This is a genomic window from Paenibacillus sp. FSL R10-2771 (genome assembly GCF_038000205.1).
Classification (GTDB): domain Bacteria; phylum Bacillota; class Bacilli; order Paenibacillales; family Paenibacillaceae; genus Paenibacillus_AQ; species Paenibacillus_AQ phytohabitans.
Genome location: NZ_JBBOBM010000001.1, coordinates 4,045,489 through 4,057,194 on the forward strand (window position 1 = coordinate 4,045,489; position 11,706 = coordinate 4,057,194).

The following is an 11,706-nucleotide window of genomic DNA, read 5'->3' on the forward strand; positions in this document are numbered from 1 at the left end:
TTCACCCCCTGATGGAATCCCACAGTCTATTCTCCTTAATATTTCCGCCCAATTTCTCATAACCGATCTCCATTTCAAGATGGTCTCCCAACGCATGAGGAATTGAAAGACTTATCCCCAGTGAATCTTGAGTGAGATAACTAAATATACCTGAATTATTTGCCCCGTCCGCTTCATCTGCATATTTCAAATCATTAAGTAAATCCTGGTCTTTAGTCCCGCTCCAAAAATCCCTCATAACTCCTTCCTCTCGCAAATTCAAATTGTCATCATAGCTTTTGTAGATTCCATTTTTCAATTCTTGTACGAATGCCTCATCGATCTCCAGAAAGTCTGTTAATTTCACTTTAATTTCTTTATCCATATCTATATTTGTTGTATAAAAAACATTTAACGGATATGCTCCTCCCTTATTAAAAGCTGAACCAATATATTGAATGCTTAGGAACTTATCACTTTTATATGTAATCTGATAGTCTAACTCCAAACTATTTTGACTATCTAAACCTACCGAATAATATTCAAGAATACTTATCGCCTCTGCCTGAATCAGTGCATTTATAACTTCTTCCTTTGTATCATTCGGTAAATCAACCAGCTTTGGATATGTAATGTTAATATTGTTTTGAGCATAAATGTCACTTTCAACTTTGTAGCTTAATGCTGGAACGATCTCCTTGCTGACCTCTTTTTCATCAGAATGAACCTTAGTTTCGGCACTACATGATATTAATAAAATGACAATCGGTACAATAGTTAATAGCCTGAACTTCACTTCGCTCATCTCCGCTTGAAGCATTTTAGTCATCACTTGTATTCAACCTAAATGTATTGTCCCTTTTGATATCTTCACCTATCAGAACATATTCCTCTGGTTTTTCTCCAAAACCATTCCAAAAAATCCATAGCCTATTGCATTCAGGGCACTTAAGAAAACTTTTCATGTCCAAATATAATTCCTCTGCATCAATCTGATCTTGATATTTGTCGTACTCAACATCGGATATGAAGTTATACTCAATACTACACGGAATATCTCCATATCTTAAAATTTCACCACAACTGCATTGTATCTTTGGCATCTTACATCCTCCGATCTTATTGGACAAAATAATTACTTCCACTACACGTAATTAGCTATACTCATATCTCGTATCTGTAGAACTTAAGTCTCTCTATCCCAAATACCAGCAGCTACCCGCGTGTAACCCATAAGATCACGCTCACCTGCACCCTCTTCGGTTCCAATAACCCATCTCACCACATTATGGCTATCAAGATTCATCTTATTAAAATCCTCATCGTAGTCCACAACCACCTCGACACCTAAAGCAGAAACAAGTAAATTATTCACCATTTCAGAAGATAACAATAGGTTCGAAATTTCATCATAGATAGGACGAGTAACATCATTAAGCGTATCGCTGTCTAAGTAATCTATGTATTTTGTATCTAGAGACACTCCTGTTTGATAGATGGTACCGGCCTTACTTAACATCATCACAAACTTATTGGACTGGACTTCACCAAATATTAATATAATTCGGCCTTTCTCAAGAAGCGCGAGGACTTCCGCTATCTCAACATCATGCGGGTGGTTTATTAAGTCGTTGAACTCCCAATTTCCGATAGATTCAATCTGATTAATATTAGCGTTATACCCTCTTTCTTGAGCGGCTTCGAATAGCCAGGTTAAATCAATTATTCTTTTGGTAAAAGTGATTACATTGAAGTTCGCAGCCATATATCTACCTCCTAAGCACGGTCTACGAGATTTATTTCTAAATTGAGATAAACACTCCTCCAATTGATTTCGATATTAGAAACTTCATACCAATATCACTTACAGTATAATACATATCCAGCTATAGTAAGACTAGGCTAATTCCAAATACTCTTAACTTTGTGGCTTACGGAGGCAAAACAATGAACACTGTACTATTAGACGAATTGGTATCATCGGTGGGCAAGCAAAATCTGCGTGTTTTGAACGTGGTGATCAGGCAGAACGACGAGCTAACAGCCAGACATGATTTTGAGGCGGACCAGCCGCACTTATTATATTCTGCAAGCAAAACCTTTACTTCCATGGCTGTCGGGATTGCCGTTCAATACTAAATTTCTGATGAGGGTCACGATCCATGATCTGCTCTGTATGGGGGCTGGGCATGCGGAATGTCGGTGAATAAAGCGGATTGGAGAAGCGGGCAGAAGTGGGATATTGCTGAGCTGTTTTTTTGAGGAGCCGGTTGTCTTTGAGCCTGGGACTCATTTTACCTATGATAATTCCGCCACTTACATGCTCTCCAGAATCATTAGCAGCACTACCGGAACTAGCCTGGACGACTATCTGTATGAGAAAATATTCCAACCGCTTGATATCCCCAGGCCGGAGTGGGACAGATGTCCACTGGGATTACCCCAAGGGTTCTCGGGATTACACTTAACCGCAGAGCATTTATCCAGATTCGGACAGCTGCTCCTGAATAAAGGTGCGTGGAACGGACAACAGCTCATTCCATCCGGTTATGTGAAACAAGCAACTTCCGTCCAGATAAAGACAGATGATTTCACTCCAGACTTCGCAACCGCAGATTATCACCAGGGTTACGGATATCAGCTGTGGATGAACTCCTATCCTAACTCATACCGGCTCGACGGATTGTACGGGCAATATGTTATCGTCATTCCGGATATGAACGCAGTAGTTACCTATGTTTCCGATGAACGGGATAATATGACTGCGATCATTGAGCTGACCTGGGATACGTTAGTGGATAAGCTGTAAGGCTGCATGTGGAAATTCGTGGAACACACTCGGAATAGGTTTCAGTAACTTATCCGTAAAGATTATTCTCACGTGACCTGTCATTTAGCAGCCGCTTCGCTCGTAGAACCGCCGCACCCGGATAACAGATGGATTTATAACACTTATTGCTCCCGGCTCTGGAGCTTCAGCAAGAACAGTTGGATTTATGTCACTTAATTCTGCCCCTACACCGGGTAATTGCCTGATCCCGCAAAATTAAGTGTTGTTTTTCCAACTACGCCCGGTATGTTAGGGAATTTCCCGGAATTAAGTGTTGTTTTTCCAACTGTTGTTCCCAACCGGCGTGCGTGAGCATCCATAGATAAAGTTAGTTTACAAAAGCGCTGGGCACCAGTCAGCGGGAATGCAACCGATCATCGCATAAGCACATCAGCACATCCTGCACCCTCATCCCTAGCGTTCCAGCATTCCAGCATCCTAGCATCCTAGCATTCGAGCATCCCAGCATCCCAGCATCCCAACATTCCAGCATACTACGCATTCCCACATCCCAGCATTCCCACATCTGAGCATCCCCACATCCCAGCATTCCCTCAAACCACAAAGAACCCCGCGCCAGATGGTGATACTCACCTCAAGCACGGGGTTTCCTTTCCGCCAGAACAACCAATGGGGCCAGTATAGCAGATATGCTTACTATATTCCTCGTACAAATCCCGATTTCATCCTCTTACCTGAACGCCAAGCAGTACCCCGGCTCCAGCCCTACTCCTTCTTCCCGCGCAGCAAAGCAATAGCTGCCAGCAGGAAGGACAGCAGCGAGATGCCGAGCGCAATGTACAGCATCGGTGACACGCTGGAGCTGTTCCCTTCTTCCTCCATAATGGCCTCATGCTCGTCCATGGTCATGGTGCCGTTATCCGCCATGTCCATGGAGCCGTGGGAATGGCTGCCTCCGCCCGAGGCTTCTGCGATCGCTGTGATGGAATGCGGGGATTCCGAGCCTTCTTCGCCCGACCATTGCACCACGCTGCCGTCGGCATAATGCTGGTAGGCATTCCAGGCGATATCGCCTGCGGCGGCCGGGTTCTGGACGGTGAAGTAGAAGCGCTGGAACTGTCCGGCCTGAACGCCGTCTCCGTTCGCGATCCAGCTGACCTTGTCGCCATCCACCGTTACGTCCCAGCCGGGAGCAGCCTCATATTGCTTGAATGCAGCTCCTGCCGGAATGCGCAGATCGACCTGCACCGTAGCTATATCTTTCTCAGATGGTACTTTGAGCGTGTAAGTCTCCCAGGCACCTGCACTCGATTGTGCAGGGCTGACGGTTACATGCGCACTAGCTACGGCTGCGAATACCATTAGTGCTGCGGCCGCTGGTACGGCCAGGGCTGCTATTTTACGGAAAAGTCTGTTCAATTCGATCTCCCCTTCTCTCTTATGTAGTCTAATCATCCTTCTGCAAGCTCTATCTTTTCCCCGGAAAATCCCGCTCCCGCGAAGCCAGTCCCTGCTCCATGGCATACCGGGTGAGCTGCGTGCGGTTCTGAAGCTGGAGCTTCTGGAGAATGTTTTTGAGGTGGTTTTTGACGGTGTGCTCAGAGATCCCGAGGGTGGCCGCAATCTCCTTATTCGTTGACCCGGAAGATACACAGCCCAGTATTTCCTTCTCCCGCGCCGTTAATGCCTCCCGCTCCTCCTTGACGGAGGTCACGGCGAACTCTTTCAGAATCTGAAAAGCCAGCTCCCGGCTCAGCGGAACCTCCTCACTTACAATCGCCAGCAAATATTCAATCCAGGTCGATGGAGCCAGGTTCTTCAGGAGATACCCCTGCGCCCCCTGCTTGAGCGCTTCGAACAGATAGGAGATCTCATCCGATACGGTGACGATGACGATCTTGACATACGGGTACTCCAGCTTAATGCGCCGCGTAGTCTCCAGCCCGTCCATTCCCGGCATCTCGATGTCAATCAGAATCAGGTCCGGCATCCATTGTCCGGTCCAGACGATCGCCTCCGCCCCGCTCGCAACAGCGCCGATCACTTCGAACCGTTCATCCAGCGCCACGATTTCACTCATGGCTTCACGCGCATGCGCATGGTCATCTACGATCAGCACCCGGCAGCGTTCCATCCGGCGTCCCCCCTTTCGCAATCTCTACCACTGTTCCGGCAGAACCGGATTGTAAGTTAAGCTTCCAGCCCATGCTGCGTGCCCGTTCTCTCATAATCTGCAGACCATAGCTCCCGCTCACCGCAAAAGGATCGGCATGCACAAATCCGGCACCGTTATCGGTAACAGCCACGTTCCAATTCAGCCTATCGCCTTGTCCGGAGACGGACACCTTACCTGCGCGCGTATGCTTGCGCACGTTAATAATGGCTTCGCGGATGCAGGACAACAGCTCAGCCTGTTCGGCTGACGTTAGCGCCTGCTCGTCCAGATGCCAGTCCAGCGACACCTCAATCATCACTTCCCCGGCTATTCCGGCAAGCTGCTCTTGAATGGACCTCTCCAGGGAGAAGCTTTCTTTGCCGCTGACCGGCACCTTCAGATTGGCAATGGCCTGACGCACATAACGGTTGACTTCGTGAACTGTTTTCTTGATCTGGTCTACGCTCTCTGCGCTGATCTCACCGTCTTTGCGGTTCTGTTCCAGGCGGTCAATCCGCACGGAGAGCAGAAACAGCGACTGTGCCATCCCGTCATGCAGCTCCTTGGCCAGCAGCTCACGTGCTTCCATCGCCGTAGTTGCCGCCCGCTCCCGTTCCAGCTCCCGCTGGCTCCGTTCAAGCATCCGGAAGAGCGGCAGCAGCAGAATAATACTGAACAGAAAGACAAGCACCGGCGTTAAATAGTTTCCCATGTCCATGGAGATGTACTGCATCAGGAACTGATGCCGCACAAACTCCCAGATGCCGACCATAAGTGTTGGAATGAGCAGGATGAGCACTTTAATTCGGGTATACGTCGCTGTCGCCTCCCTAATACTGAAGATAACTTTATCATTACCGCGACTTCCCCGGCATGACTCTTTCGGGCTATGCCCGGCAATAAATGTTACAAATATAAGTATTTTAAAAATAATCTTATCTCGTCCGGACTCCATACTTACAATAATAGCAGGTCGCGAAACCATATCCGATAGGGTACACTAGGAACAAAGCACAATCAAGTATGAATTCATGCTGACTATACAGGAGAGACATTGAAATGAAACGTATTACGATTCTTATCGCCGATGATGATGCGGAAATTGCCGAGCTGATCGGACTGCATCTGGAAAAAGAGGGCTATCACCCCATCAAGGTCACAAGCGGCACAGCGGCTGTGCAGGCGGTCCAATCCCAGCATATTGATCTGGCGGTATTGGATATAATGATGCCCGGCATGGACGGGTATGAGGTGACCCGGCAGATCCGGGAGAAGCACGGGCTGCCGATTATTTTTTTGAGCGCGAAGACTTCGGATCTGGATAAAATCACCGGACTTGTCATCGGCGCCGACGATTATATGACCAAGCCCTTCAACCCTATGGAGCTGGTCGCCAGAGTGAATGCGCAGCTTCGCCGGTCCACGCAGCTGAATCAGCCGGTTACGGAGCACAAGGCAGTGCTGGAAACGGGAGGTCTGATCATTGATCCGGACCGCCGGTCAGTCACGCTATACGGACAATCGGTTGAGCTGACGCCGAAGGAGTTCGATATCCTCTATCTGCTGGCCAGCTATCCCAAGAAGGTATTCAGTGCAGAGCATCTCTTCCGGCAGGTCTGGGGCGAAGCTTATTATGAAGGCGGGAACACAGTCATGGTTCATATCCGCACCCTGCGGAAGAAGCTTGGCGAAGAACAGACCAAAAATATGTGGATCAAAACGATCTGGGGGGTAGGGTACACATTCAATGGCTAATCTGTTCCGCAGCTTCCGCTTCAAAATGATCTCCCTGCTCGTTCTGAGCATGATCTGCTCCGGCGCCATTACTTTTGCCCTCTATAAAGGTCTGCAGATGTACTATACCTCACAGGTTAAGCTGGAGGACCCGCTGGCCCGCTTCCGCTGGATGATCGCCAATTTCGGCGACCTCAACTTCTTCCTGATCTTCTTCATCCCGCTGGCGCTGCTGTTCTTCTTCCTGTTCACCAAGCCGTATGCCCGTTATTTCAAAGAGATCTCCCACCATATCCGCCTTCTGGCGAACGGGGATTTCAAAAGCCGCATCAGCATAACTTCCAGCGATGAGTTCGAGGATATTGCCGCCGATTTGAATCTGGCCAAGGATAAGCTGCAGCAGGCGGTAGAACGCGGGGATTTCGCCGAGAACAGCAAGGACAAGCTAGTGCTCAATCTGGCCCATGATCTGCGGACACCGCTGACCTCCGTGCTGGGTTATCTGGATCTGGTGCTGAAGGACGGGCAGTTAAGCGCTGATCAGGTTAAGCATTACACAACGATTGCCTACACCAAATCGCAGCGGCTTGAGAAGCTGATTGATGAGCTGTTTGAGATTACCCGGATGAATTACGGCATGCTGACCGTCCAGAAGCTTCCGCTTGATCTAAGCGAGCTGCTCGTCCAGCTGAACGAAGAGCTATATCCTGTGCTGGAGAACAACGGGCTGACAGCCCGCCTTGCGCTGGCTCCGCAGATGAGAATATCCGGGGACGGCGAGCTGCTGGCCCGGGTGTTCGAGAACCTGCTGACCAATGCCGTGCGTTATGGCAAAGACGGCCAGTATGTCGATATCCGCTGCAACCCGGAGGGGGAGAATGCGCTTGTCCAGGTGATCAACTATGGGGATAGCATCCCCGAAGATGAGCTGCCTTTTCTCTTCGATATGTTCTATACCGGCGACCGGGCACGGACACATCAGGAAGGCAGTACCGGACTGGGCCTGTTCATTGCCAAAAATATCGTCGAGCAGCACCACGGCACGATCTCTGTCCAGAGTGACACGATCCGCACTCTCTTTGAGGTGCGGCTGCCGGGTCTGCTCAAGTAGAGATTAAATTCTATTATTTTACGCAGAAATGCCTTTGCGCTTTTATATTTAAGAAAAACTTTATCTTTACCCCACTTCTTTTTAAATTCACTCCCCTATTCTTATGGACATAGAGTCCAAGGAGGAAGATGAAATGAAGAAGTGGGTTTTTTGGGTTGTTCTTGCCGGTCTGCTTGGGTATGAAGGGCTGTACCAAGGCAGAGAAGCTGTTGTCCCCGGACAGGACATCCCAATCGTTCAAGTCCTTACGGACCACGGCTCCAAGAATCTGACGGTTATCCCTAAAAGCAGGGTTCATCAGGGCAATCTGCTGCTCGTCAACAAAGAATACCCTGTACATAAAGCGGGAGTCAGTAAAGATATTGTGAATCTGTCTGAGCATCAGGAGCTGACCGAGGGCTATGGTCTGTTGGACAACAAGACGATGCTCTCCGAGCAGGTAGCGGAGCAATTCTCGATTATGATAGGAGCTGCTGCCGGGCAGGGTGTCCAGAATTTCCTGATCAGCAGCGGATACCGGAACAACTCAGAGCAGAAGCAGCTCTATGAGGAGAAGGGAGCCGAATATGCCCTTCCACCCGGCCATAGCGAGCATAATCTGGGCTTGTCACTTGATATCGGCTCCTCGCAGATGGCGATGAGCCAGGCTCCGGAAGGGCAATGGCTTCGTGACAACGCCTGGGATTACGGATTTATCCTGCGCTATCCTGAAGATAAGACGGATATTACCGGCATCCAGTATGAGCCTTGGCATTTCCGCTATGTCGGCCTGCCGCACAGCATCATTATGAGGGATAAGCATTTCACCCTGGAAGAATACCTGGATTATCTGAAGCAGCAGGAGACGATTACCGCTACCGTTAACGATACAGAATATCAGATTTCCTATATAGCGGTCTCTGGAAATACTCCGGTTCCTACCCCTGAAGGCCGGCATGTGGAGTTCTCGGGCAATAATATCGACGGCGTTATTATGACGGTATATCCATAACAGCCAGGCCATATAACAATATAACCTAGAGAAGGCGGTGATGCGGAATGAATCCGGCATACAAACTGAGAATATACGGGTTGCAGGCACTTTTCGCCGTATACATCTATGTACTATTCAAAATCATCTTATTCAAGTTTGGTTCGATTAACTTCAGCTTTCTCTGGCAGCAGCTGCAGAAGAGCCCGGATAACATTGCCGGCAGCCTGCATACAGGAAACTTCGTTCCGCTGGCCACCCTGTCCAATACGTATCATCATCTGACAGCTACTACCCTGGTTAATTTCGCGGGAAATATCGCCTTGTTTATCCCTTATGGCGTATTCCTTGTGCTACTGTCCCCGAACGGGAAAGGCGGCGGCTCTTTCACTGGTGTCCTGCTGCGTTCTTTGGCGTTAAGTGCAGTGCTTGAATGTTCGCAGGCGGTATTCTACATCGGAACCTTTGATGTGGACGATCTCATTCTGAATACCTTCGGCGGGCTGCTGGGGTATATCCTGTTCCGGCCTGTGATCAAGGCATTTAATCCAAGCGGAAAAAGCGGTGCCGCCAATAAGGACGACCCCGCACCAGCGGATAATAGAAGGATCATCTATGATACGAAGTCTAATCCTCCTGTTATAACCGTCAAAGGCTCCTCTGTCACCAAAAGGTGACGGGGAGCCTTTGTCATCGCTAAGGATTTATATCCCGCCTTATATCGGAGAAGTGTACCGGCCGTACTGGATCTCCAGTTCTTTGAAGGCATTGCCTTGCTGCAGCAGGAAGAAGGAGTTCACACCCTCCGCTCCCCACCAGTTCAGGCCAAGCAGTAATCCGTCTGCCGACTGTGCAGCAAACAGTAACGAGAACATCTCCGGCCGCATCTCCCCGCCGTCATCGACACGCCAGACCGAGTATTCATCGTTCTCAATAACCGCAGGATAATCCATGAAGCTGAGCTTACCGTCTTCGTTCAGGACAAGACTGAACAGCATATCCTTACCCTGCCTTGTGAATTGGATCAGATACAGCTCCCTATTCCGGGCCAGATCAGCCAGCCTCCAGGCGGAATGAATCTCCCGGTGCTTAACGGCAGCTATGCTCTTGCGCACGGGATCTCCGGCGGCAAGCTGCGGAGCTGCCTGGTCGGCGGGTTGCAGATCTACTAATGCAGCCGGCGGGAAGCTGGAGGAATCAGCCAGATAATAGGTTTCATCCGGTTTCGCAGCGCCGCCCTCTACCGTGTAGACAAATCCGGCCAGGTTAGCGAAATTATTCGCCAGCTCCCGGCCATTGCTGTTCTCACTCCCCGCTTGCCGCTTCCCGAACTTCACGGCCAGTACCTGGCCTCCGTTGCCGATAGCGGTATTCAGGGATTCCATCTGCTCCCCGCTTCCCTCCTCCTGCGAGGTCACAAGAATATGACTCCCGGTTTCGTCGGCGAAGCCGAAGACAGGCTGCAGCTTGGCGGGATCGAGGAATGCCGCCAGGGCAGGCGATTCGGTAGCCGCAGCGGCTGCAGTAGGGTCCGCCGTTTGCGGAACAGCGGTCTGCTGCGGGACAGGCGACGGACTCTGCGCCACAGGTGATGGCATGGCCGGAGATTCTGCACCGCCTGCATTGTCATTGCCATCTGTCCTTGAACAGCCGGACAAGGCGAAGACTACTGCCGCCATAAGAATAATCAGTCCGGCTGCTTTCAGCCGGTGCCGGGAACTTCTCTTCACGCGATTCATAGGGTCCCCTCCAGTGGAGTTATTCGAATATACCCATACTAAGGTAGCGTTCACCAGTATCGGGAGCAATGCACAGCACCCGCTTGCCGCGGCCAAGGCGCCGGGCTTCCTGCAAGGCTGTCCATACTGCTGCTCCGCCGGAAGGACCAATCAGGATCCCTTCGGTACTGGCCAACCTCCTTACCATATCCAGTGCATCTTCATCGGATACCTGCACAATCTCATTATAGATGCCGGTATTTAGAATCGCCGGCACGAATCCGGGGCTGGTGCCCACCAGCTTATGCGGTCCGGGTTTGCCGCCGGAGAGCACCGGTGACCCTTGCGGCTCCACGACAACCACGCGGAGCTCCGGCAGCTGCTCACGCAGCGCCTCTCCTGTGCCGGTAATCGTGCCGCCTGTTCCGGACGTAGCTACGAATACGTCCAGCCGGCCTTCCATCTGCTCCAGAATTTCCGGAGCTGTGGTGATGCGGTGAATGTCCGGATTCGCCTGATTCTCGAACTGCTGCGGAATGAAGCTCCCGGCAATCTCTTTACCCAGCTCTACTGCCTTGGCAATTGCGCCCGGCATCCGCTCCGCCGCCGGTGTTAGCACAACCTCCGCTCCGTAGGCCTTCAGGATATTGATCCGTTCCTTCGTCATATTATCCGGCATGATCAGGATTGCCTTATACCCTTTCGCTGCCGCATTCATCGCCAGGCCGATGCCGGTATTGCCGCTCGTCGGCTCGATGATCGTCCCGCCGGGCTGCAGGCGCCCGTCCAGCTCCGCCTGCAGGATCAGATTATATGCAGCCCGGTCCTTAACGCTGCCGCTGGGATTGAACATCTCCAGCTTCACGTACAGCTCCGCATCCTCCGGCCCGGTAATGCGGTTCAAGCGTACAACCGGCGTACCGCCGATCAGCTCTGTAATATTATTGACTACCAGCTTAGTCATATATATACCTCCCCTATTCCTGTCTTAATCTTCATGCACGATGTAACATCCATTGTATCGCTACCGGGTGGCACTTGTCGATTTGGCGGCTTCAGAGGGGCTACTCTTAAGCCAGAAACCCTGCTAATATCCACGGACAGAATACTGAACCGCCTATGCCCGCTTGAATAGTGGAGTCAGAGGGCTTGTATAAGTGTACTTAGTGCTGAACGGCGATCTGTGGGGGGATGTGTGGTACGTGGCGGCAGGGGGATGGACTGCGGAAAGTGTGGCAACGGGGGTGC

14 protein-coding genes are annotated in these 11,706 nt (G+C 50.5%); 6 read left to right on the top strand and 8 right to left on the bottom strand.

What is annotated here, in order from left to right:
• Position 1: 1 nt before the first annotated feature.
• The 3 genes from NSU14_RS17610 to NSU14_RS17620 form a co-directional block, all read right to left on the bottom strand.
• The gene (locus NSU14_RS17610) at positions 2–784 is read right to left on the bottom strand and encodes a hypothetical protein (RefSeq protein WP_340946493.1); all 783 of its coding nucleotides are present in this window, start codon (positions 782–784) and stop codon (positions 2–4) included.
• Positions 785–800: 16 nt separating this feature from the next.
• Positions 801–1,082 (bottom strand): hypothetical protein, encoded by a 282-nt coding sequence (locus NSU14_RS17615; RefSeq protein ID WP_047013721.1) that lies wholly within the window; start codon positions 1,080–1,082, stop codon positions 801–803.
• 83 nt (positions 1,083–1,165) lie between these two features.
• The gene (locus tag NSU14_RS17620; protein ID WP_076245269.1) at positions 1,166–1,744 is read right to left on the bottom strand and encodes a hypothetical protein; all 579 of its coding nucleotides are present in this window, start codon (positions 1,742–1,744) and stop codon (positions 1,166–1,168) included.
• A 182-nt stretch (positions 1,745–1,926) separates the two neighbouring features.
• On the opposite strand from NSU14_RS17620, the gene NSU14_RS17625 reads away from it, so the two are divergent.
• Entirely contained in the window at positions 1,927–2,118 is a 192-nt protein-coding gene (locus NSU14_RS17625; RefSeq protein WP_336103487.1) for a hypothetical protein, read from the top strand.
• Positions 2,119–2,221: 103 nt separating this feature from the next.
• Positions 2,222–2,788: a serine hydrolase domain-containing protein gene (locus NSU14_RS17630; protein ID WP_336103488.1), complete on the top strand. Its 567-nt coding sequence runs from the start codon at positions 2,222–2,224 to the stop codon at positions 2,786–2,788.
• 747 nt (positions 2,789–3,535) lie between these two features.
• Here the strand turns inward: NSU14_RS17630 and NSU14_RS17635 are convergent.
• Genes NSU14_RS17635 through NSU14_RS17645 form a run of 3 tightly spaced genes read right to left on the bottom strand, consistent with a single transcriptional unit; the run spans position 3,536 to position 5,724 of the window.
• Positions 3,536–4,189 carry a YcnI family protein gene (locus NSU14_RS17635; protein ID WP_340946496.1) on the bottom strand — a complete coding sequence of 218 codons (654 nt, stop codon included), beginning with the start codon at positions 4,187–4,189 and terminating at the stop codon, positions 3,536–3,538.
• Between the two features lie 49 nt (positions 4,190–4,238).
• On the bottom strand, positions 4,239–4,904 hold the full coding sequence (locus tag NSU14_RS17640) for a response regulator (protein ID WP_039297122.1): 666 nt from the start codon (positions 4,902–4,904) through the stop codon (positions 4,239–4,241).
• Positions 4,873–5,724 (bottom strand): sensor histidine kinase, encoded by an 852-nt coding sequence (locus tag NSU14_RS17645; RefSeq protein WP_340946500.1) that lies wholly within the window; start codon positions 5,722–5,724, stop codon positions 4,873–4,875. The genes NSU14_RS17640 and NSU14_RS17645 overlap by 32 nt, the downstream gene beginning before the upstream one ends.
• A 260-nt stretch (positions 5,725–5,984) precedes the next feature.
• Between NSU14_RS17645 and NSU14_RS17650 the strand changes: the two genes are divergently transcribed.
• From NSU14_RS17650 to NSU14_RS17665, 4 genes are all read left to right on the top strand, one after another.
• On the top strand, positions 5,985–6,680 hold the full coding sequence (locus tag NSU14_RS17650) for a response regulator transcription factor (RefSeq protein WP_340946503.1): 696 nt from the start codon (positions 5,985–5,987) through the stop codon (positions 6,678–6,680).
• The gene (locus tag NSU14_RS17655) at positions 6,673–7,770 is read left to right on the top strand and encodes a sensor histidine kinase (RefSeq protein WP_042136201.1); all 1,098 of its coding nucleotides are present in this window, start codon (positions 6,673–6,675) and stop codon (positions 7,768–7,770) included. Before NSU14_RS17650 ends, NSU14_RS17655 begins: the two co-directional genes overlap by 8 nt.
• Positions 7,771–7,903: 133 nt before the next feature.
• Entirely contained in the window at positions 7,904–8,761 is an 858-nt protein-coding gene (locus NSU14_RS17660; RefSeq protein ID WP_042136200.1) for a D-Ala-D-Ala carboxypeptidase VanY, read from the top strand.
• A 47-nt stretch (positions 8,762–8,808) separates the two neighbouring features.
• Positions 8,809–9,417, top strand: a complete 609-nt coding sequence (locus tag NSU14_RS17665) for a VanZ family protein (RefSeq protein ID WP_340946506.1) — start codon at positions 8,809–8,811, stop codon at positions 9,415–9,417.
• A 39-nt stretch (positions 9,418–9,456) separates the two neighbouring features.
• Here NSU14_RS17665 and NSU14_RS17670 read toward each other — a convergent pair whose 3' ends face one another.
• Both NSU14_RS17670 and cysK read right to left on the bottom strand, forming a co-directional pair.
• Positions 9,457–10,479: a hypothetical protein gene (locus tag NSU14_RS17670; RefSeq protein WP_340946508.1), complete on the bottom strand. Its 1,023-nt coding sequence runs from the start codon at positions 10,477–10,479 to the stop codon at positions 9,457–9,459.
• A 19-nt stretch (positions 10,480–10,498) separates the two neighbouring features.
• Positions 10,499–11,422, bottom strand: a complete 924-nt coding sequence (gene cysK, locus NSU14_RS17675; RefSeq protein WP_042136199.1) for a cysteine synthase A — start codon at positions 11,420–11,422, stop codon at positions 10,499–10,501.
• Positions 11,423–11,706: the final 284 nt, after the last annotated feature.